General features: G+C 72.9%; 16 protein-coding genes. 14 read left to right on the forward strand and 2 right to left on the reverse strand.

Annotated elements, in window-relative coordinates:
• The first annotated feature begins 31 nt into the window (after window positions 1-31).
• Together rffA and Psi01_RS00705 are read left to right on the forward strand one after the other, a co-directional pair.
• Entirely contained in the window at window positions 32-1,186 is a 1,155-nt protein-coding gene (gene rffA, locus Psi01_RS00700; RefSeq protein WP_239126878.1) for a dTDP-4-amino-4,6-dideoxygalactose transaminase, read from the forward strand.
• On the forward strand, window positions 1,186-1,923 hold the full coding sequence (locus Psi01_RS00705) for a GNAT family N-acetyltransferase (protein WP_204061912.1): 738 nt from the start codon (window positions 1,186-1,188) through the stop codon (window positions 1,921-1,923). The genes rffA and Psi01_RS00705 overlap by 1 nt, the downstream gene beginning before the upstream one ends.
• On the opposite strand, the gene Psi01_RS00710 is transcribed toward Psi01_RS00705, so the two are convergent.
• Entirely contained in the window at window positions 1,889-2,893 is a 1,005-nt protein-coding gene (locus Psi01_RS00710; RefSeq protein ID WP_204061913.1) for a glycosyltransferase family 2 protein, read from the reverse strand. The two genes, Psi01_RS00705 and Psi01_RS00710, sit on opposite strands and share 35 nt — an antisense overlap.
• A 152-nt stretch (window positions 2,894-3,045) precedes the next feature.
• On the opposite strand from Psi01_RS00710, the gene Psi01_RS00715 reads away from it, so the two are divergent.
• The 12 genes from Psi01_RS00715 (at window position 3,046) to Psi01_RS00770 (ending at window position 20,450) form a co-directional block, all read left to right on the forward strand.
• Window positions 3,046-3,459, forward strand: coding sequence for a GtrA family protein (locus tag Psi01_RS00715; protein WP_275424476.1), 414 nt, complete (start codon window positions 3,046-3,048; stop codon window positions 3,457-3,459).
• Window positions 3,460-3,585: 126 nt separating this feature from the next.
• The gene (locus tag Psi01_RS00720) at window positions 3,586-4,653 is read left to right on the forward strand and encodes a glucose-1-phosphate thymidylyltransferase (RefSeq protein WP_204061915.1); all 1,068 of its coding nucleotides are present in this window, start codon (window positions 3,586-3,588) and stop codon (window positions 4,651-4,653) included.
• The gene (rfbB, locus tag Psi01_RS00725; protein ID WP_204061916.1) at window positions 4,650-5,627 is read left to right on the forward strand and encodes a dTDP-glucose 4,6-dehydratase; all 978 of its coding nucleotides are present in this window, start codon (window positions 4,650-4,652) and stop codon (window positions 5,625-5,627) included. Before Psi01_RS00720 ends, rfbB begins: the two co-directional genes overlap by 4 nt.
• A complete protein-coding gene (locus Psi01_RS00730; protein ID WP_204061917.1) occupies window positions 5,624-6,511 on the forward strand; it encodes a methyltransferase domain-containing protein in 888 nt (295 codons plus the stop codon). The genes rfbB and Psi01_RS00730 overlap by 4 nt, the downstream gene beginning before the upstream one ends.
• Window positions 6,512-6,615: 104 nt before the next feature.
• Window positions 6,616-8,256, forward strand: coding sequence for a hypothetical protein (locus tag Psi01_RS00735; protein ID WP_204061918.1), 1,641 nt, complete (start codon window positions 6,616-6,618; stop codon window positions 8,254-8,256).
• A gap of 83 nt (window positions 8,257-8,339) precedes the next feature.
• Window positions 8,340-9,980 carry a hypothetical protein gene (locus tag Psi01_RS00740; protein ID WP_204061919.1) on the forward strand — a complete coding sequence of 547 codons (1,641 nt, stop codon included), beginning with the start codon at window positions 8,340-8,342 and terminating at the stop codon, window positions 9,978-9,980.
• Window positions 9,981-10,059: 79 nt separating this feature from the next.
• Window positions 10,060-12,048, forward strand: coding sequence for a glycosyltransferase family 2 protein (locus Psi01_RS00745; RefSeq protein ID WP_204061920.1), 1,989 nt, complete (start codon window positions 10,060-10,062; stop codon window positions 12,046-12,048).
• Window positions 12,049-12,056: 8 nt separating this feature from the next.
• Entirely contained in the window at window positions 12,057-13,730 is a 1,674-nt protein-coding gene (locus tag Psi01_RS00750; protein WP_204061921.1) for a glycosyltransferase, read from the forward strand.
• 3 nt (window positions 13,731-13,733) lie between these two features.
• Window positions 13,734-17,147 (forward strand): bifunctional glycosyltransferase/CDP-glycerol:glycerophosphate glycerophosphotransferase, encoded by a 3,414-nt coding sequence (locus Psi01_RS00755; RefSeq protein WP_204061922.1) that lies wholly within the window; start codon window positions 13,734-13,736, stop codon window positions 17,145-17,147.
• A 329-nt stretch (window positions 17,148-17,476) separates the two neighbouring features.
• A complete protein-coding gene (locus Psi01_RS00760; RefSeq protein ID WP_239126880.1) occupies window positions 17,477-18,367 on the forward strand; it encodes a CDP-alcohol phosphatidyltransferase family protein in 891 nt (296 codons plus the stop codon).
• Between the two features lie 26 nt (window positions 18,368-18,393).
• Window positions 18,394-19,404 (forward strand): sulfotransferase family protein, encoded by a 1,011-nt coding sequence (locus tag Psi01_RS00765; protein ID WP_204061924.1) that lies wholly within the window; start codon window positions 18,394-18,396, stop codon window positions 19,402-19,404.
• 2 nt (window positions 19,405-19,406) lie between these two features.
• Window positions 19,407-20,450, forward strand: coding sequence for a sulfotransferase family protein (locus Psi01_RS00770; protein ID WP_204061925.1), 1,044 nt, complete (start codon window positions 19,407-19,409; stop codon window positions 20,448-20,450).
• Window positions 20,451-21,225: 775 nt separating this feature from the next.
• Here the strand turns inward: Psi01_RS00770 and Psi01_RS00775 are convergent.
• On the reverse strand, window positions 21,226-22,320 hold the full coding sequence (locus Psi01_RS00775; RefSeq protein WP_204061926.1) for a glycosyltransferase: 1,095 nt from the start codon (window positions 22,318-22,320) through the stop codon (window positions 21,226-21,228).
• Window positions 22,321-22,350: the final 30 nt, after the last annotated feature.

Below are 22,350 nucleotides of genomic sequence, written 5' to 3' on the forward strand. Positions count from 1 at the left end.
GCTGGAAGGGCGCCCGCTGTTCACTGCACGCGTGAACTCCAACGACCTGAAGACGATCCCCTTCAACCGCACGCATCTGTCGCCGAACGAGCTGGGCTACCTGACCGAGGCGGTGGGGCAGGGCTCCACCTCCGGCGACGGCCCGTTCACCGGCCGGGCGAGCGCGCTCCTGGGGGCGATGGTCGGCGGGGGCAGGGCGCTGCTGACCACCTCCTGCACGCACGCGCTGGAGATGTCGGCGATCCTGCTGGACCTGCGGCCCGGGGACGAAGTCATCATGCCGTCGTTCACGTTCGTCTCGACGGCGAACGCGTTCGCCATGCGCGGGGCGGTCCCGGTGTTCGTCGACTGCCGGCCCGACACCCTGAACCTGGACGAGCGGCTGATCGAGGCCGAGATCACCTCGCGGACGAAGGCCGTCGTGGTCGTGCACTACGCGGGCGTCGCCTGCGAGATGGAGGAGATCGGCCGGATCGCGCGGCGGCACGGCCTGGCGGTGATCGAGGACAACGCCCACGGCCTGGGCGGTCTGTACCGGGGCCGGCCGCTGGGCTCGTTCGGCTGCATGGCGACGCAGAGCTTCCACGCGACGAAGAACGTGCAGTGCGGCGAGGGCGGCGCGCTGATCCTCAACGACGCGGGCCTGGTCGCCCGCGCCGAGGTGATCCGCGAGAAGGGCACCAACCGCAGCCAGTTCTTCCGCGGGCAGGTCGACAAGTACCGGTGGGTCGACATCGGCTCCAGCTATCTGCCCTCCGACGTCCTGGCCGCGCAGCTGACCGCGCAGCTGGAGGCCTTCGGCGCGATCCAGGCCCGGCGCCAGGCGGTGTGGAGCGCCTATCACGAGGGGCTGGCGGACTGGGCGACGGCCGGCGAGGTCTCCCAGCCGGTGATCCCGGACGGCTGCGTCCATCCCGCGCACCTGTACTACCTGCTCCTGCCCGACCTGGACAACCGGCAGGCCCTGATCGCCCACCTCGCGGACCGGGGGGTGCAGGCGACCTTCCACTACCAGCCGCTGCACGCCGCCCCGGCGGGGGAGCGGTACGGCCGCGCGGCCGCGCAGGGCTGCCCCGTCACCGAGCGGATCGCCGACCGGCTGGTCCGACTGCCGCTCTTCGCCGACCTGGACGCGGCGGACGCGGCGCGCGTGATCGACGCGGTCCGCTCCTACGAGGTGGTGTGATGGAGATCCGGCAGTCCCCGCTGGAGTCGGCGCGGTTCGGGCGCCCGGTGGAGCGGCTGACCGTCCCCGCCGGCGAGCGTCCCGGGTTCTCCCGGGTCAGGGAGGCGCTGCTCGAATCGGCCGCGGACGTCGTGGTGCTGCGCTATCCGGCCGAGTACGTCGACTGGTTCGCGATGTTGTCCCTGCCGGGACGGATCCCGCTGTTCGCCGGTTCCCTGACCTACTGGAACCTGGCCGCCGGCCGGGGCCGCGGCCCGCAGGCCGAGGAGGGGCTGTGGACGGCGGAGCTGGACGACCCGGCCGCGGTCTCCGCGCTGGTCGCCGAGATCTTCGCCGAGTACGGCAACCACTACGCCGCCAACCCGCTGTTCGACGACTCGCGGGCGCTGGCGGGCTATCAGGAGTGGGCGGGCGCCAGCGCCGCCGGGGGCCGGTGCCTGGCCCTGTGGGGCCGCGGTCCGGGCGGGGAGCCCGAGGTCCTCGGCCTGGCCACGGTGGACGACGGTCCCGGCACGGAGATCCTGCTCGCCGGGGTCGTCCCCGCGGCGCGCGGCCGGGGCCGCTACGCCCACCTGCTGCGGGCGGTGGAGGAGCGGGCGCTCGGCCGGGGCTCGGCCGAGGTGGTCATCTCCACCCAGGAGCACAACACCCGGGTGCAGCGGGCGTGGGCCCGTTACGGCTTCCGGCCCTCACACGCCGTGCTCACCGTTCACCTTGTCCGGAGCGGGCTGCTGTGAAGGCCAGGGCGCCCGAGCCGTCCTGACGGGCGAGGCCGGCGGCGCCCGCCGCCCCCGTGTGCTCGCGGATCACGTAGGTCGGCCGCCCCAGCCCTCCGCCGTGGATGCGGCCGATGTACTCGCCGAGCACCCCGATGGAGATCAGCTGCGCCGAGGAGAAGATGGCGACCATCGAGGCGACGGTGGTGAACCCGGCCACGGTGGTGTCGCCGGTGACGAACCGCCACAGCACCAGGCCGCCCAGGACCAGCCCGATGACGCCGGTGACGAATCCCAGATAGCTGGCCACCCGCAGGGGGGCGCTGCTGTAGCCCAGGAGCATGTTCACCGCGTGCCGTACCAGCAGGCGGGGGGTGTAGTTGGAGCGCCCGTGCTCCCGCTCGTTCATGTGCACCCCGACCGAGCCGACCTGCGTGGTGCCCCATGACAGGGCCACGTCGATGGAGGCGTGCGGTCCCGACAGCCCCTCGAACCCGTCGCGCAGGCAGGTGCGGAAGGCGCGGAAGGCACTGATCTTCTGCGCGTTCCTGACGCCGAGGGCGCGGGACATGCCCGTCTTCACCGACCGGGACGCGAGGCTGCGCAGCAGCCCGTGCTCCTCCTGGTGCGGGATGCCGTACACCAGGTCAAGCCGGTCGCCCTCCAGCGCGGCCAGCAGCAGGGGGATCTGCTCCGGCGGGTGCTGGAGGTCGTCGTCCATCGTGACGACCACGTCGAAGGCCGCCGCCCTGATGCCCGCCACGAGGGCGTTGTGCTGCCCGTAGTTGCGTGACAGGCGGATCGCGCGCACGCCCGGCACCCGCCGGGCCAGCGACGAGGCCACGCTCCAGGTGTCGTCCGGGCTGCCGTCGACGACGAGGATCACCTCGTGGCGGGCCGCGACCTCCGGCAGCACGGAGACGAGCCGGTCCACCAGTGCGGGAAGGGTCCTCGCCGAGCGGTAACAGGGGACGACCACTGATACGGACATCTATATTCTCCCGACCATCGACTTTTAATCTTGATGGGCCTGTACGATTCTCAGGTCCCATTCGGAATAGTCATCACGATCACCGCGGGAGATGTCGAAGAATGACTGAAGTAGATGTGCGGCCCACTTCCCGGAACGGTTCTCCCGCTCGAATGCACGGTTTACCGCCGGTTCTCCGTGGACAGCGCATCACATACTTGGCGGGAGGCGTGATGACGGTCGCCTCCTATTTCAGTCTTCTTACTCTGGGATTACTCATATTTGAAGGAGGGGTCCCGTATCTTTTCCTGGTCGTGGTCAGCCACCTCTGCACGGTGGTGATCGTCTACCCGTGGTACCGGGTGGTCGTCTTCCGGGTCACCGAAGGGTCGTGGATCGCCGGATACCTGCGGTTCTACGTGGTCTGCCTGGGATTCCTGGCCACCTCGCTCGCGGGCCTGCCGATCCTGGTGGAACTGGCCGGCCTGCCGGTCCTCGTCGCGCAGTTCCTGATCATGGGCGCGGGCGCCCTGCTGGGTTACGCGGTCAACCGGTCGTGGACTTTCCGGGAGCGCGCCAAGGTATAGCGTTGGCAATGGAGGGTTCGCCGACTCGCAAAACCGGCGGAGCGTTCCCTCGCCCCCCTCGGAGAATCTGAGTGCACGGCGGTCGCCACGGCTGATCGCGTTCTCGGATAAAGGGGATTTCACAGGGTGAAAGCACTTGTCCTGGCGGGTGGCAGAGGCACGAGATTGCGGCCGCTGACCCACACCTCCGCCAAGCAGCTGGTCCCCGTCGCCAACAAACCGGTCCTCTATTACGGACTTGAGGCGATACGCGAAGCGGGGATCACCAGTGTCGGGATCATCATCGGCGACACCGGCGCGGAGGTCCGCGAGGCCGTGGGAGACGGTTCGCGGTTCGGGCTGGAAGTCACCTACATCCCGCAGCAGGCCCCCCTCGGGCTGGCCCACTGCGTGCTGATCGCACAGGAGTTCCTGGGCGACGAGCCGTTCGTGATGTACCTCGGCGACAACTTCCTGATCGGCGGGATCTCCGACCTCGTCGGGGCGTTCCGGCAGGGCGGCTACGACGCCCAGGTCCTGCTGACGAGGGTCGCCGAGCCGCAGTTCTACGGGGTGGCCGAGCTCGGCGGGACCGGCGAGATCGTCGGCCTGCAGGAGAAGCCGGCCGCGCCGCGCAGCGACCTGGCCATCGTGGGGGTCTACTCCTTCTCCCCGGCCATCCACGAGGCGGTGCGGGCGATCAGGCCCTCCGCACGCGGAGAGCTGGAGATCACCGACGCGATCCAGTGGCTGATCGACAACGGCCGGGCCGTGCACTCGCACATGGTGACCGGCTACTGGAAGGACACCGGCCGGCTGCAGGACCTGCTGGAGTGCAACCGCATGGTCCTGGAGTCGATCGAGCCGGACAACCGGGGCACGGTCGACGGGCTGAGCGAGATCACCGGCCGGGTCGTCATCGAGCCCGGCGCGGTGGTGGAGAACTCCGTGCTGCGCGGGCCGATCGTGGTGGGGGCCGACGCGAAGATCCAGTCCTCCTACGTCGGGCCGTTCACGTCGATCGGGCCGCGCTGCGTCGTGCAGGACACCGAGGTCGAGTACTCCATCGTGCTCGACGACTCCTCCGTGCACGGGGTCTCGCGGCTGGCCCACTCCCTCATCGGCCGCAACGTCGAGGTGACCCGCGCCGAGGGCACCCCCAACACCTACGGGCTGATGGTCGGCGACCACAGCAGGATCCAGGTGCGCGCATGAGAATCCTCGTCACCGGCGGGGCCGGGTTCATCGGCTCCCACTACGTGCGGTCGCTGCTGCGGGGCGCCTACCCGGGCTTCGAGGACGCCCGCGTCACGGTCCTGGACAAGCTCACCTACGCCGGCAACCTCGCCAACCTGGCCCCCGTCGCCGAGCACCGCAACCTCCGCTTCGTGCGGGGGGACATCACCGACCTGCAGCTCCTGGCGGAGCTGGTCCCCGGCCACGACGTGATCGTGAACTTCGCCGCGGAGTCCCACGTCGACCGCTCCATCACCGGGGCGGGCGACTTCGTGACCACCAACGTCCTGGGGACGCAGCGGCTGCTGCAGGCGGCCCTGGAGAGCGAGGTCCGCACGTTCGTGCAGGTCTCCACGGACGAGGTGTACGGCTCGATCGCCACGGGTTCCTGGGACGAGACGCGGCCGCTGATGCCGAACTCGCCCTACTCGGCGGCCAAGGCGTCGGCGGACCTGTTCTGCCGGGCCTACAGCCGCACCCACGGCCTCGACGTGCGCATCACCCGATGCTCCAACAACTACGGGCCCCACCAGTACCCAGAGAAGATCATCCCGCTCTTCGTCACCAACCTGATCGACGGGCGCCGGGTCCCCCTGTACGGCGTGGGCCGCAACGTGCGCGAGTGGCTGCACGTCGACGACCACTGCCGGGGCATCCAGCTCGTCCTGGAGAAGGGCTGCCCCGGCGAGATCTACAACATCGGCGGCGGCGTGGAGCTGACCAACCTGGAGCTCACCGAGCGGCTGCTGGCCGCCTTCGGCGCAGGCTGGGACATGGTCGTGCGCGTCCCCGACCGGCCGGGCCACGACCTGCGCTACTCGGTGGACAGCGGCAAGATCCGGGCCATCGGCTACGAGCCCCGGGTGCCCTTCGAGGAGGGGCTGGCCGAGGTCGTGCGCTGGTACCGGGAGAACCCGTCGTGGTGGCGGCCGCTGGCGGAGCGGACCCGATGACGGCGGATCCGACGACGAGGACGGGGGCGCCGGCGCGCCACCCGGTCGACCGGCTGGCGGGCCTGCTGGTCTGCCCGTCCTGCCGGTTCTCCCTCGACGACTCGCTGACCTGCGCGGGCTGCGGCGGCGGCGGTCAGCGGCGGGGCGACAGGCTGCACTTCGGCGGGTTCGAGGAGACCGAGCTGCGGGACGACCCGCTCAACCGGGTCAAGGAGACCGTGAAGCGCCGCTTCGGCCGGGCCTACCCGATGGCCATCCAGATGGTCTCCCCGGTCCTGCTGCGGCGCTTCGTCCGCCCCTTCCTGGCCGGGTTCGACCTCGACCGGCAGCTGGTGGCCGACCTCGGGTCGGGGACCAACCGCTACGACCGGCGGATCCTGTGCGTGGACGGGGGCGTCTACGACAACGTCGACCTGGTGGGCGACCTGCGGACGCTGCCGCTGGCCGACGCCTCCCTCGACGGGATCATCAGCGTCGCCGTGCTGGAGCACGTCCCCGACCCCCAGGCGCACGTGCGGGAGATGTGGCGGGTCCTGAAGCCCGGCGGCCGTCTGCTGTGCTTCGTGCCGTTCATGCAGCCCTTCCACGCCTCGCCGTACGACTACCAGCGCTACACCGCCCCCGGTCTGGCGGAGCTGTTCGGCCGCTTCGAGGTCGTCGGCACCCGGGTCGGCGCGGGGCCGACGTCGAGCCTGGTGTGGGTGCTGCAGGAGTGGCTCGCGCTCGTGCTGTCCTTCGGCAGCACCCGGCTGTACCGGGCGCTGGTCCCCCTGATGTGGGCGCTGTCGCCGCTGAAGCTGGCCGACCACCTCCTCGCGCGGCATCCCGCCGCGCCGGTCCTGGCCAGCGGGTTCGTGATCGAGGCCCGCAGACCCGCTGAGTGATCCGGGGCCGCGCCGCGGCGGCCGTACTCCCTTCGCCGCGTCCCCTTTCGCCGCGTCCCCTTTCGCCGTATCCCTTTCTCAGATCCCAGAGAGGCTCCCCCACGATGCAAGGACTGAGCCGGCAGGAGCGCGGGTCCGGCGCCCGGCCCGCCGACCGCGGGCCGGCCGCGGGGGAGGGCGCGTCCCCTGCGGGAGCGGCCCGGATCAGTCCGGTGGCGCTGCTGGCGGTCGTCGCGCTCTGCTACGCCGCCGCCCAGCTCCTGCTGGTCTCACCGCGCTTCGCCCTCGAATGGGACGAGGCGGTCTACGCCAGCCAGTTCTCCGGCAACGGGGCGCCGATCGCCTTCCACGCCTCCCGCGGCTGGGGCACGCCGCTGCTGGTCGCCCCGGTGGTCGCGCTGACCGACTCGATCACGGTCCTGCGCGTGTACCTGACGGGCGTCTCGGCGCTGCTGCTGTTCGTCTCCTTCCGCCTCTGGCTGCCGCTGCGGCCGGGTCGCACCGTCCCGGTGGCGGCGGCGCTGTTCGCCGGCTGCTGGCCGGCGGTGTTCTACGGCGACGAGGCGATGCCCAACGTCCCCACCGCGCTGGGCGCGGTCGCCCTGACCGCCCTGGCGCTGCGCACCGCGACCGCGCGGGGCGTCCCGGCGGGTACGGCGGTCGCCACGGTGGGCACCGTGGTCGTCGTCTCGCTGTTCCGCCCGACCGACGTCACGGTCATCGCCCTCACTCTGGCGGGGGCGCTCGCCTTCCTGCTTCTCTCTCCGGCGCGGCGGCGCGGCACGCTGATCGCGATCGCCGCGCTGGGTGCCGGGCTGGCCGCCGGATGGGGGCTGTGGATCGCGGACGCGCTCCGCCGCTACGGCGGCGTCGCCGAGCGGCTGGAGAAGGCGACCGAGAACTTCGGGGAGTACCGCTGGCTCGGCGGGCAGCACCTGCGGGCCCTGGACGGGCCGGTGGTGTGCTCCTCGCACGACACCTGCGGGCCCGTCCCGGTCGCCGGGGCCGTGTGGCTGGCAGTCTTCCTGCTCCTGGCGGCGGCCGGCCTCGCGTCACCGCGCGGGCGGGACCGGACGGCGGCAGGGCAGGGGGAGGACCGGACGGCGGCCGGGCGGGGAGAGGGCCGGGCGGTGCTCGCCGTCCCCGTCGTGGTCGCGGCCGGCATCGCGGGCGCCTACCTCTACTACCCCAGCCTCACGCTGCCGCGCTACATGCTGCCCGCCTACGGGCTGCTCTCGATCGCCGCCGCCGCGGGCCTGCTCCGGGCGGCCGGGGCCCTGCGGCGGCGCGCCGCGCCCGCGTACGCGGTGGCCTGCTGCTGCGTGGTCGTCGGCGGCCACCTGTGGGTGCAGACCTCCCAGCTGCTCGACAACGTCGGCAGGCTCATGCCGGGCCGCGCCCGCGACGTGACGGTGGCGGCCGACCTCAGGAAGCTCGGCCACGGCCGTCCCTGCCTGGTGTACGGCTGGCACGCCCCGCAGATCGGCCACTACCTCGGGTGCGAGGCGGCCGGCACACCCGGCGGTCAGCCGCTGCCGGCCACTCCGCGGCACGTCGCCGCGAAGGCGGCGGACGGGTACGCGGTGATCGTGGTCTACAAGGACGACGCGGACCGCGGCGCCCCCGACCTGGCCTCCTGGCCGAGGTACCGGCTCCCGGCCAGCGGCTGGTACGCCCGCGTCAACAACGGAGAGATCGACACCGGCGTCCCGCCGGGCCGGCCGTACGACGAACCCGGCCTCTGAACGCGCGGCCGCCTTCGGCCCGCCGTACCAGGCAATCCGACGTTCCCAGGGGACTGCACCCGGGGATTGAGAGGGGCTTTCCCATGCTGCAAGGTCTGAAGCGACGAGAATCCGGAGCGCGTCCCCGGCCGCCGGCGCCGGGCCGCGCCGGGCGCGCGGGTGATCCGGCGCCGCGGACCGGCCTGGTCGCGGCGCTGACGAGCCCCGTCGCCCTGCTGGCGGCCGTCGCGTTCTGCTACGCCCTGGCCCAGATCTTCCTGACCGGGCCGCGGATGGGTCTCGGCTACGACGAGACGGTGTACGTCAGCCAGTTCTCCCTCAACGGCAAGCCGGCCGGCTTCCACGCCTCGCGGGGATGGGGCACGCCGGTCCTGGCCGCCCCGGTGGTCTCGCTGACGGACTCCATCGTGGCGCTGCGGATGTACATGACGACCGTCTCGGCGGTGCTGCTGTTCCTGGCGTTCCGCCTCTGGCTGCCGCTGCGGCCGGGCTACGCCGTCCCGGTGGCGGCGGCGCTGTTCGCCGCCTGGTGGCCGTCGGTGTTCTACGGCCACGAGGTCATGCCCAACCTGTACACCGCCCTGGGCACGGTGGCCCTGACGGGGCTGGCGCTGCGCGCGGCGGCCCCCGGCGCCCGGCGCAGGCCCCTGCTGCTGGCCGCGGTGGCGGTCGTGGCCGCGGTCCTGCCGTTCTTCCGGCCCTCCGACGCCCTGATCGTCGCGGTGGCCGTCGGAGGGGTGACGGCGGTCATGCTGCTGTCCCGGGCGCGGCGCCGCCCGGCGTTCCTGGTCATCCTCGCGCTGGGCGCCGGGTCCGCGGTGGCGTTCGGGCAGTGGGTCCTGGAGGCGCTGCTGACCTTCGGCGGGATCCGCGAGCGGGTCGAGCTGGGCACCCAGAACTTCGGCGAGGTCCGCTGGCTCGTCGGCCACCACATCCGGGCCCTGGACGGGCCGACGCTGTGCTCGGGCCCGGTCGGCTGCGGTCCCGTCCCGGTCGCGGGCGTGGCGTGGCTGGCGGTCTTCCTGCTCCTGGCGGCCGGCGGCCTGGTGGCGGCCTGGCGGAGGGAGCACCGGATCGCCCTGGTCGCGGCGATCGTGGTCGGCACCTGCATCGCCCTCGCCTATCTCTACTATCCGGCCTTCGTCGCCCCGCGTTATCTGGCGCCCGCCTACGCGCTGTGGTCGTTCGCCGCGGCGGAGGGTTTCGTGCGCCTGCTCGCCGTCCTGCGGCACAGGGCCGGAACCGTGGCCGCGGTGGCCTGCTGCGCCCTTCTCACCGGCGGCTACCTGCACGTCCAGAACGGCTATCTGGCGGCGAACGTCATCCCGACGGAGCGCAGCCGCTCCGGCTACCAGCGCCTGGCGGACGAGCTCAGGAAAATCGAATTCCGGCGTCCCTGCCTGATATACGGATGGAACGCGCCGCAGGTCGCCTATCTGCTGAACTGCGAGGCGCGCAGCGCGCTCAGCGGAAAACCTTTCCCCGCCACGCCCGACTACATTCTCGACCAGAGAATCAAATCCGGTTATCACATCATGGCGATATTCCGCGAGGACGTGGACATGAGCGCCCCCTATCTCCGGGGCTGGCCGAGACATCTCCTGACCTCGGGCGGCTGGTACGCCCGGATCAACCACGACCTGCGGCCTTCCGCGCCCGCGAAGGCGGCCGGGAAGAAGGGGGCCCGCGGGCGGGTAAATTCGGAGCAAACCCCCCGCCCCTGACATATGGCCGTCGATAGATTCACATAATCGCGTCCGGTGATTCAAAAGAAAGGCGCGGCGTGTTCGTGGGGGGATACACGTGAGGAACTTCCTGAAGGCCGCGCCCGAGACCCTGGGGTGCCATATCGGGTTCGGGGGACATCCCGAGCCGCCGGTACGGCTGTGCGACGGGGCCGACGCGACCTGGACGGACCTGGACGGCCTCGCGCCGGACCTCCCGCTGCCCGGCAAGGGGATCACCCGGCTGCTCCTGCTCGCCAGGACGCCCGGCGACCTGCGGCGGGCCGTACCCCTGGCCGGGCTGCTGCCCGACGTGCGCGCGGTCACGGTGGCCATCGCCGAGTCACCCGCCTGGCGGCCGGCGCCGGTGCCGGTCCTCGGCGGCGGCCGGCACTGGGAGGGACTGCTCGACCTGCGGACCCGCCGCCGGCCCGACGGCTCGTGGCGGATCGACGCCGACTTCGCCGTGCGGACGCCGGCGGGGGAGCTGCTGAAGGCGCTGTCGCGAGCCCTGAGCGGTCCGGCGCGCGGTGAGACGCCGGTGGTGTCCCTGGCCGGAGCCGGCTCCTGCCACTGGCGGCCGGGGGATCCCAACGTCGTGCTCACCCCGGAGGAGGGCCCCGTGCCCGGCCGGCGGGAGGCGACGGGATGCGACCTGCTGCTGAGGACCGTGGACGCCGCCTCGCCACTCTGGCAGGACGGCGAGGTGGAGCCGGTGGACCGGCCGGTGCCCGGCGGTGACGCGCTCCCGGCCGGAGGCGGCCTCGGCGGCGTCCTCCCTCAGGACGGGCGGGGGATCGTCGCGCCGCTCCGCGCCGACGACCTGCCCCCCGTCGACGAGACCTCGGTGTGCCCCGTCGGCTTCCTCGCCGACACCGACGGGCCGCCCGGCGAGCTGCGCGAGGGGGACGGCGCCTACGAGATCGTCCGGCGGGACCGGGTCGTCACGCGCTTCCCCGCCTCCGGAGCCCTCACCGACGCGGACGTCGCCCGCCTGCGCGGGCTCCCGGGCGTGGTGGCGGACCTCGGCGGGGACCGGCCCGTGCGGGCCGGGCTCGCGCACGCCGTCTGCGGCCTGGCCGCGGCGGGGGTGCCCGTGCTGACCGGCCCGGACGGCCTGGACGGCCGGTGGGCGGACGCGCTCGGCGCGGAGCTGGCGGCGCTGCTGGAGGGATTCGACCCGGGGGAGCTGTGCGACCCCATGGAGCGCGAGCTGTTCAGCATCAGGCTGCGGCGCGCGGCGCTCGGCACGCACGGCGTGGCCGCCAGGTGGCGCGCGATCGCCGCGTCGCGGGGCCTGCGTCCGCCGGACCCGCCGGCCGTCTCGGTGCTGCTGTGCACCCGGCGGCCCGAGCTGGTGGGGTTCGCGCTGGAGCAGGTGGCCCGGCAGCGCGGGGTGGAGACGGAGGTGGTCCTCTCCCTGCACGGGGTCCCGGCGAACCTGCCCGAGGTGCGCGAGGCGACGGACGCCTACGGGGGCGCCCTCACCGTGATCGAGGAGGACGGGCGGCGCGTGTTCGGCGAGGTGCTCGACCGGGCCGCCCGCCGCGCCTCCGGAGCCCTGCTGGCCAAGATGGACGACGACGACTGGTACGGCCCGGACCACCTGTCGGACCTGCTGCTGGCCCGGCGATACTCGGGCGCCGACCTGGTGGGGGTCGCGGCCGAGTTCTTCTACCTCGAGTCCCTCGGGATCACCGTGCGCCGCCACTGCGAGTCGGAGCTGTACGCCGGGCACGTGGCCGGCAGCTCCATCCTGATCTCGCGGGAGGCCTTCGACGGCGCCGGAGGGTTCCGCCCGATCCCCCGCACGGTGGACGGCCAGCTGCTGGAGTCGGTCGCGGCCGCCGGCGGCAGGATCTACCGCGCGCACGGCTTCAACTACATCGTCGGCAGGCGCCGCGTGGCCGGGCACACGTGGAAGGAGCCGGTCAACACGTTCCTGTCGAGATACCGCCGGCAGTGGCGGGGGTTCTACGCCAACCCCCTGATGGAGCTGCCCGGACCCTCTCCCGACGGAGAGTCCCGCGCCGCGGACGAGACCGCCATGGCGAGAAAAGGACACTGATGATGCACATGCGTACTGCGAACCCGGACGCGGCGCCCGAACCCCGGATCCGGATGAACGACTTCGGCGCCCTGTCCCCTCCGGAGCTGGGCGCCTGGACTCCCCGCCGCAGCGTGAGCATCGTGATCCCGGCCTACCGGTCCGACGAGACGCTCCCGCTCACGCTGGCGAGCCTGGCCGGGCAGAGCTACCCCGCCCACCTGATGGAGGTCGTCGTCGTCGACGACGGGGAGGGCGAGCCGCTGCGCCTTCCCGAGTCCGCGCCGGAGAACACGCGGGTCGTCCGGCCCGGACCCGGCGGCTGGGGCATCGCCAACGCCTTCCACACCGGCGTGACGGCCGCGGAGGGGGAGGTGGTGCACCGGATCGACGCCGACCTCGTCCTGCAGGCCGAGCACGTCGAGGCGCAGATGCGCTGGCACCACCTGGCGAACTACCTGGTGGTCCTGGGGCACCTGCGGTTCAACGACTACGACCCCGCGTCCCTGACCGCCTCGGAGGTGCACGCCGCCGTCGTGGCGGGCACCGTGGGCAAGCTCTTCGACGACGAGGGGACGCCCCAGTGGACCGAGGCGAAGTGGGATGAGACCGCCGACCTGCGCTGGGCCGGGCTGGACGTCTTCCGCCTCAACGTCGGCGCCACGGCGTCCATGACCAAGGAGCTCTATCTGAGCACCGGGGGCATGGACACCGCGCTGGCGCGCGGGTCGGACACCGAGATCGGCTACCGCCTCGCGCAGGCCGGCGCGGTCTTCGTCGCCGACAGGGAGTCGCACTGCCGCCATCTGGGCAGCTCGACGGTGATGCGCCGGCAGAACGAGGTGCAGCGCTACACCCAGCCGTACATGGCCGAACGCATCCCCTACCGTCAGTACCGGCCGCTCAGGGGACCCAACCGGCGCTACGCCGTGCCCAAGGTGGAGGCGGTGGTGACCGCCGGCGGGTGCTCGCTGGAGGACGTGCGGGCCACCGTCAACGGCCTGCTGGGCAGCTGGATGTCCGACGTCCGCGTCACCCTGGTCGGCCCCTGGGGCCTGCTCACCGACGAGCGCCGCTCCCCGCTGGACGACCCGCTGCTCGACCTGCGCCTGGTCCGGGAGACCTTCCGGGGGGACGACCGCGTCCGCTTCGCGGAGGAGGTCGCCGGCACGGCCTTCCCCTCGCCGTTCCGGTTCACCTGCCCGGCCGGGTGGGTCCTCGAGCCGGAGACGCTGGGCCGGCTGGTGGGCTTCGCCGAGGAACGGGCGCTCGGCCTGGTGTCCCTGGTCGTGGACGAGCGGCAGGAGCCGGTGGCGGCCCGGCTGGAGCGCACCGCCGCCCTGTCGCGCGCCCGGCTGCTCGTACGGCCGGGTGAGGACCTGGAGGAGGTGGTCCACCAGGTCGCCGGCACGGTCTGGGAGGACGGGCACCGGTGGGGGATCCTGCCCGCGGACGACCCGGCCTCCACCGCCGAGGACGGGCTGGAGGCACAGGCGGAGCGCTGGCGCAGGCGGGCCGAGAGGTGGGAGGTCCGGGCGCTGCGCTGGAAGGAGAAGGCGCTGGCCATGCAGATGAGAGGGCTCGACCCGGTGTCGGCACGGCGTCTGCGCCGGGCGGTCGGCAAGGGGCTGCGGCTGGTCAGGGCGGCCGGGGGCCGCAGGACCGGTGCGGCCGGAACCCGCGACCGCCGATCCGGAGGATGAGCCATGCCGCTGATCAGCGTCATCGTGCCGATCTACAACGTCGAGCGCTACCTGGAGGCGTGCCTGGAGTCCCTGTCCTGTCAGACCTGGCAGGACATCGAGGTCGTCATGGTCGACGACGGCTCACCCGACGGCAGCGCCGCGATCGCCGAGCGCTACGCCGCGCGCGACCCGCGCTTCGTGCTGGTGCGCCGGCCCAACGGCGGTCTGGGAGCGGCGCGCAACACGGGGCTGCGCCGGGCCCGGGGGGAGTTCCTGGCCTTCCTCGACAGCGACGACATGCTGCCCCTGCACGCGCTGGAGACCATGGTCGCCACCATCATGGAGACCGGTTCCGACTTCGTGGCGGGGAACGTGCACCGCTTCAGCGGGCGGGGCGTACGGCAGTCGCCGATGCACCGCGAGGTCTTCGCCCGGGAGAGGCGGCGCACCCGCATCGCCGACGACGACCTGCTGATGCGCGACCGCCTGGTCACCAACAAGCTGTGGCGGCGCTCGTTCTGGGACGAGCACGGCTTCGGGTTCCCCGAGGGCGTGCTGTACGAGGACATCGTGGTCGCGCTCAGGGCGCACTTCCTCGCCAAGGCGGTGGACGCGCTGCCCGTCCCCGTCTACCTGTGGCGGGAGCGGGAGGGCGAGCAGCTGTCGATCACCCAGGACCGCGCGCAGGTCAAGGGCGTGCAGGACCGGTTCACCGCCGTGCGCACGGTGCGCGCCTTCCTGGTGGAGGAGGGGTTCGCCGAGTACGTCCCCGTCTGGGACCGCACCGCCCTCGACCACGATCTGAGCGTCTTCCTGACGGCCCTGCGGCGGGGCGATGAGGCCTTCCGGCGGCGCTTCGCCGAGCTGGCCGGGGCCTACCTCGACGAGGCCGGTCCCGGCGTGCCGGCCTCCGTCTCCGCCGCCCGCCGCGTGGCCTGGCACCTGGTACGGCAGGGCCGGCTGGACGAGGCGGCCGGGGCCGTCGCCTGGGAGCGGACGGCGGAGGCGCAGGCCGTGCGCCGGGGCGCCCGCTACCACCTCGACGCCCCGGTGCCGGACCTGCCCGCGGCGGTGACGCGCCTGCGCGGCGACCTGACCCTGCTCCAGCGCCTGGACGAGGCGCGCTGGGAGGACGGCCGCCTGGTGGTCGAGGGCCGGGTCACCCTGCGCTATCTGCGCCCGACCCAGCGCGTGCACCAGCAGGTGTTCGCCACGCTGGTGCAGTCCGGCACCGGGCGGCAGGTCCGCGTCCCGGTCACCGCGCTCCAGGCGGGGTCCATCGGCTCCCCGCGGCACAGCCGCAGACGGCGCGACTGGGGTGGCTTCCGCCTCGTCGTCGACCCCGCGAAGCTCGACGGCGGGCGGGCCTCGACCTGGCACGTCGAGCTGATGGTGCTGCACCGCGGCATGGTGCGGCGCGAGCGGCTGCGCGGGAACGCCGGCGGCGCTCACGAGGCGTGGCCGGGCGTGCGGGTGATCGCCGAGCAGGCCGACGGGGACTTCGCCCTCAGGGTCGAGCCGGAGCGGCTGCGGCTGACCGGCCGGCCGGTGGAGGCGGGCCGGATCCGGCTGACCGGCACGGCCCTGACCGGCCTGACCGCGCCCGTCCTCGAACTGGTCCCCGAGGCCGGGGGCTCGACCCTGTCGTACCCCGTCCACGGCGGGGACGGGGCCTTCCACGCCGAGATCGACCTGGCGGACGTGCTGCCCCGGCGCATTCCCCGCCTGGCCCCCGGTGGTCCCGAGGCCGCCGCCCTGGACACGAAGGCGGAGTGGCGGATCCGCGTGGTCGACGGCGGGAGGGCGATGCCGATCGCCGACGACCTGGTGCCCTCCCGCCACGCGGAGGGCGACCGCGAGATCATCGTAGGGCCCTCGCCCGCGGGCGAGCTGACGCTGCGGATGCAGCCCCCGGCGGCCGTCGTGGAGCGCGCCGAGTGGTCGGCCGACGGCCGGTTGCTGCTGGCCGGCGGGTTCACCGGCACCGCAGGGGCGCCGGTCCATCTCGTGCTCTCCTGCGCCGACCGCCACGACGAGCGGCTGTTCCCCGTCCACTGCGACGGCGCCGGCTTCGAGGCGGAGATCGCCCCCGGCGCGGTCCGCTCCCTGGCCGGGACGCTCCCGCTGCCGTCGGGCAGATACCGGCTGGCCCTGCGGGCCCCGGACCGCGATCTCCCCCTGGAGGCCTGCGGGGCCGTACAGCACCGCACTCATGTGCGGACCTTCGCGCTGGAGGCCGACGAGGCGGGGAACGCGCTGCTCACGGTGGATGGCGACCTGACGGAGGAGGAGCGCGGCGGGGCCAACCAGCGGGAGCTGCGCACGACGCACTACACGGGATGGCGGCGGGAGCCGCTGCGGCAGGCGGTGCTGTTCGACAGCTTCTCCGGCAGGCAGTTCTCCGACAACCCCAGGGCCGTCTACCGGGAGCTGCGGCGCAGGGGCGCCGAGCTGGAGTTCCTGTGGGTCGTGCGCGACGGTCAGGTCGAGCTGCCGCCCGACGTGGCCCCGGTGCGCCTGCACGGCCGGGAGCACTACGAGGCGCTCGCCCGCTGCCGCTACGTCGTCACCAACACCGACCTGCCGCCGTGGTTCGAGCACCGGGAGGGGCAGACGGTCCTGCAGACCCGGCGCGGCTCCCCGCTGCGGCACGTCGGCTTCGACGACGCGGACGGGGCCCGCCGCGGTCTGCCCGAGGCGCACGAGGAGCTGATCAGGCAGACCGCGGCGTGGGACTACCTGATCTCACCCAGTCCCTGGTGCACGCCGATCCTGAAGGAGGCCTTCGCGTTCGGAGGCGCGCTGCTGGAGACCGGCTCCCCGCGCAACGACGTGCTGGCCCGCCCGGACCGGCAGGAGACGGCCGCGCGGGTCCGGGAGCGGATCGGCGTGCCGCCCGAGAGGAAGGCGGTGCTGTACGCCCCGGCCGCGCGGCGGGAGGCCGTCGACGGCAAGGGGCGTCGCAGGTTCGACCTCCGCCTGGACCTGGAGCGCATGCGTGAGCGGCTCGGCCCGGACCACACCGTGCTGGTGCGCCGGCACCCCGAGGCGGTCGACATGGCGCTGCGGGCGGGTGACGGGTTCGCCGTCGACGTGTCGGCCTACCCGGACGCCGCGGAGCTGTACCTGGCCGCCGACGTGCTGGTCACCGACTACTCCTCGGCGATGGCCGACTTCGCGGTGACGGGCCGGCCGATCCTGCTGTACGCCCACGACCTCGAACGCCAGCGGGAGGAGCGGGGCTTCTACCTCGACCTGGAGACGGAGGCGCCGGGCCCGCTGCTGCGGAGCACGGAGGAGGTCGTCGCCGCGCTCCGCTCGCTCGACGAGGTCACCGCGGAGTACGGGCCGCGGTACGCCGCCTTCGCCGCCCGGCACTGCGCGCTCGACGACGGGAACGCCGCCGCGAGAGTGGTCGACGCGGTCTTCACCTGACCCGCGCCCGCGACACCGGGAAGCCCGGAGCCTTCGAGGCTCCGGGCTTCCCGCGTCGTACGGCGGCGCGGCGGGTTTTCGTGTCGTACGGCTGCGCGGGGGCCTTTCGCGTCGTACGGCCGCTCGTACGGCCGTGCGGGACCGCGGCCGGGACGCGGAGGCGCTCCCGGCGCCCCGCGCGCGAAGGTCGGGAAGTCCTCCGGCCGGTGTGCCGCTTCGTCAAAGCAAACCGCCCGACCGGCCCTGGTTGGTCAAGAACTGGCATGGAGACCTTCCAGTAGTTACAGAGCGTCATTGGTGATGGGCTGTGCGTCGCCATGCTGGCATGCATGAGGGCCTACTCGTTGGACGACGTTCACGCCACACGTAAGCGCAGAGACTCCTGGTGGACGGTTTTCCTCGTCGACCCGGTGGCCTGCAGGCTCACTTTGTACGTCGCCAACCACACGGCCGTCACGCCGAACGGGCTCACCCGGTTCTCCCTCGTGCTCGGCATGGGATCGGCGATCTGGTTCGCGGCGGGACAGCTCGTGGCGGGGGCCGCGCTGTTCTACCTGAGCTTCATGGTCGACTGCATGGACGGGAAGATCGCCCGCCTCAAGGGGACCGGGACGGCCTTCGGCCTGTGGCTCGACTACGTGGGCGACCGGGTCCGGGTGGTCCTGTGCGCGGGCGGCCTGGCGTTCGGCCAGTACGCCGCGACCGGGGACCTGGTCTACATCCTGCTCGGCGCGGGCGTCGCGGTGCTCGACCTGTTCCGCTATGTGAACGCGCCGCAGATGAAACGGGTGCGCGAGGTGGTCAGAGAGAGCCGGCCGGCGCACCACGCCGGTCCGATGGAGACCACCCCCGTCGCGACGGAGGAGATCTCCGTCAGCCCGGCCGACATCTCCTCGGTGCTGATCGCGGCCGACTCGCTGATCGCGGCCTCCTCGTCCCGGCCCCGTGCCGTGCTGGCGATCATGGGGGCCCATCGCAGGCTCGGCCGGTTCCTGGCCCGGTACAGGGTGCGCAGCCACCTGATGAGCGGCATCGAGTTCCACGCCGCGGTGTTCGTGGTCGCCCCGCTGCTGGGGGCCTGGGCGCTGCTGCCCGTCTCGACCGCGGCGGGCGTGCTGCTCCTGCTGAACGAAGTCTTCCTGATCTACCGACTGTGGCTGTTCGCCCGCACGGCGCCCTCCGCGCCGATCGCGCAGGACGCCCAGCGCATACCTGTCTGACCGACTCTCCACGGGGGTTCGTTGTGATGCAGTCCGACCGTCCGATCTTCGTCATCGGCTGCCCGCGTTCCGGCACCACGATGCTGCAGCTCATGCTGCACTCGCACCCGCGCATCGGGGTGCCGCCGGAGACGCGGTTCGTGATACCCGGCTACTACCGCCGGTTCGTCTTCGGCGATCTGCGGGAGGAGGTCAACCGGCGGCGTCTCGGTCAGTGGATCGTCACCGACAAGGACACCAAGTTCAAGGAGCTGAAGATCGACGGCGACCGGTTCGTCGAGGACGTCGTCGCCGGTCCGCCCACGCTGGGCTCCGCCATCGGCATCGCCTTCCGGTCCCACGCCGAGCGGTTCGGCAAGGCCCGCTGGGGCGACAAGCGGCCGAGCTACTACCACTACGTGGACGTGCTCCTGCGCCTGTTCCCCGACGCCCAGTTCATCCACCTGATCAGGGACGGCCGGGACGCGGTCTCCTCGCTCAAGGAGATGCCCTGGTACACCAAGGACGTCTTCCACGCGGTGAACAACTGGGCCGAGGCCATCGACTTCGGCCGCCGGCACGCCAAGAACCTGCCCGCCGACAGCTACTACGAGCTGCGCTACGAGGACCTGACGGCCGACCCCGAGACCGAGCTGGCCAAGCTGTGCGGCTTCCTCGGCGAGGAGTACGACCCGGCGATGAGCGAGCCGTGCCACGTGGCCCGGGTGGCGATCCCGCAGAACCGGTCCTGGCACCTGAACACGCACGGCGAGGTGACCACCTCCCGGTCCGGCTCGTGGAAGTCGAGGCTGGAGCCGTGGGAGGTCTCCCTCTGCGAGACGGTGCTGGGCGAGCGGCTGACCGCCAACGGCTACGAGCTGAGCGACGCGCCCAAGGCGGACAAGGCCCACGTCGCCGAGGTGTCCAAGGTCGCGGCCAAGCGGCGCGCGGCCCGCCGGCGCAAGGACCTGCGTGACCGCATCAACCGGTTCCGCGAGCCGGGGCCGGTGGCCGCGCAGCTCACCACCCGGCAGCTGGGCGAGCTGGCGAAGGTCTGACCATGGCATCCGACCGTCCCGTCTTCATTCTGGGCTGCCCCCGTTCCGGTACGACGCTGCTGCAGCTCATGACGCACGCCCACCCCCGCATGGCCATCCCGCCGGAGACCCGGTTCATGGTGGCCGCCTACCAGCGGCGGCTGCAGTTCGGCGACCTCGACGCCCCGGCCCACCGCCGCGAGCTGGCCGAGTGGATCGTCGGGCGCAAGCAGTCCCGCTTCTACGAGCTGAGGCTGGACGCGGCCAAGGTGACCGAGGAGATCGTCGAGGGACCCCCGACGCTCGGCTCGGCGCTGGGGATCGTGCTGCGCGCCTACGCGGCCAGGTTCCGCAAGGTCCGCTGGGGCGACAAGCGGCCCTCGTACTTCCAGCACGTCGACGTCCTGCTGCGGCTCTTCCCCGACGCCCAGTTCGTCCACCTGATCAGGGACGGCCGCGACTGCGTGGCCTCGCTGAAGGAGATGCCCTGGTACGACGGGAGCGTGCACAGCGCCGTCTCGGTGTGGGCCGAGGCGATCGACTTCGCCCGCAACGGCGCGGCCAAGCTGCCCGCGGGCAGCTACCACGAGCTGCGTTACGAGGACCTGACCGCCGACCCCGAGACCTCCCTGCGCGGGCTGTGCGACTTCCTCGACGAGGACTTCGACCCGGCGATGTGCGAGCCGGGCAAGGTGGCGCGCCTGGCCGTACCCGCCCGCAAGACCTGGCACGACCGCACCCGGGGCGAGATCACCACCTCGCGGGCGGGCTCCTGGAAGGACCGGCTGACCCGGCGGGAGGTCTCGCTGTGCGAGACCGTGCTCGGCGAGCGGCTGCAGGCCTACGGCTACGAGCTCAGCGACGCCCCGAAGGCCGAGACCTCCCAGGTCCTCGCCTACGAGCACACCGCGGCCCGGCGCAAGCTGGCCCGGGTCAAGCGGGTGACGCTCGACCGGCTCGTACGGCTGCGCGAGCCGAACCCGCTGGCGGCCAGGCTCACCGACGGCCAGATCGTCCTGGCCGGGGTTCCCCAGCCCCGCCACGAGCCGCCGGTCCCGGTCGCCTGACCTGCTCGGCCGGGTGGGTGAGTCCTGGGGTTGAGGGCTTGCGCGGCGGGCCCGGTGTTGCCTACCCGCGGGGCGCATCCCCAATGAGCCGGGTGTCGTGCCCACCGGGGCTGCGCCGTACGGCGGCCGAGTCTGCCCCAGGGCGCCGGGTCCACGGTCTTTCTGAAGGCGCCCGCCGTGGTGGGGGCTGTGGATGTCGCCCGCCCCGTCCCGCTGGAGGAGTGAGTCCTGGAGCTGAAGGGCGGGTACGGCGGCGCGTGGCGGGCCCGGTGTTGCCCACCCGTGGGGCGCGTCCCCGGCGGGCCGGGTGTTGCCCACCCGGGCTGCGCCGCAGGCAGCCGGGTCTGTGCCCGGGCAGTGGGGGCGGGCGCATGGTGCACCAGAAGGCAGCCGCCGCAGGGACAGCCCGGCCGATTCCTCCGGCATTCGACCCGGAACCGTCGTAATCGGTGAGCGGGCGATGGACCGGCCGGTAGCGGTGTGCCCTGGTCACTGCTTCCTGCCTTCGGGGTGATCACCCGGCGATCCTCAATCGCCTTTCGTCGCAGGCGTCCGGCTGTCCGTCTGTCCGTCTGTCCTGGTGTCGTGAGTTTTCTGGTGTCCTGGGCGGGGTCGGCTGCCATGCGGCGCAGCCCGGGTGGGCGACACCCGCCCCACCACGGACGTGCCTCACGGGTGGGCGACACCCGCCCCACCACGGACGGGCCCGCCACCCGGTACGCGCCGCCGTATCCACCCCACTCCGGACACGCCTCACAAGCGGGCTGCGGGCGACTCAGCGGACGACGTGCCCGAACAGGGCCTCCCAGCGGTCCAGGACCCGTTCCAGCCGGAAGTCCCCGGCGTGCGCGCGGGCGGCGGTGCCGAGCCGTCGCCGTTCGGCGGTGGAGGCCATCAGCCCGCCCAGCGCCGTCGCGAACGCCTCCACGTCGGCCGGGGGCACCAGCAGCCCGGTCCTGCCGTCCACGATCAGCGAGCGCACCCCGCCCGAGACGTCGAACGCGACGGCGGGCACGCCGTGGGCGGCGGCCTCGGCCACCACCAGCGGCAGCCCCTCGTGCTCGCTGGACAGGGCCAGGACCGATCCGGCGAGGTACTCGGCGCTCATCTCGGCCGCGGGCACCGCACCCCGGAACACCACCTGCTCGCCCACCCCGCACGCCAGCGCGTGGGCGCGCAGCCGTTCCCGTTCCTCCCCGTCGCCGATCAGGTGCAGTTCCCAGTCCTCGGCCACGTCCTGGCGGGCCAGGGCGAAGGCGGAGATCAGCCGGTCGAAGCGCTTGACGCCCTCCAGCCTGCCGACCCCGATGACCCGGCTGCCGGCCGGGTCGGCGGTCCGCGCCGGCCAGACGGGCAGCGGGTTCGGGATCGACCAGGTGTTGGGCAGCCTGGCGTGCTCGGAGAACAGCCACGCGTCGTCGTCGCTGACGAACACCGCCTTCTCCAGGCCGCCGTAGTGCCGGCGGACCGACCCCAGGTGCCAGGAGCCGCGGGCGTGCCGGTAGGAGCCGTGGTACTGGCCGATCGGCAGCAGGTGCCCGGGCAGCAGCCGCTTGAGCCGGGTCACCGCCCCGGGCGAGGTCATCACCGCGAACCCCGGCTCCAGGCGGCCGAAGAGCGCCGTCAGCCGCCGCCGCTCACGCCACAGGTCCAGCCGGGAGACCCCGCCCCGCCCCATGGGCGTGCGGTGGATCACGTGGTGGGCGTAGTCCGGCCGCTCCACGTAGCGGAAGGGCCGATCCGCCCGGTGCAGCCCGACCACGTGCACCTCGTGCCCCCGCTCGGCCAGCCCCTGCGCCACGGTGTGGGTGACCCGCTGGATGCCGCCCAGAGTGTCGGCGTCCATGCAGGCGAACACGACCGTGCTCATCGCGACCCCCCGTCCATGCAGGCGAACACG

Source organism: Paraplanobispora siamensis (assembly GCF_016863175.1).
GTDB classification, from domain to species: Bacteria; Actinomycetota; Actinomycetes; order Streptosporangiales; family Streptosporangiaceae; genus Planobispora; species Planobispora siamensis.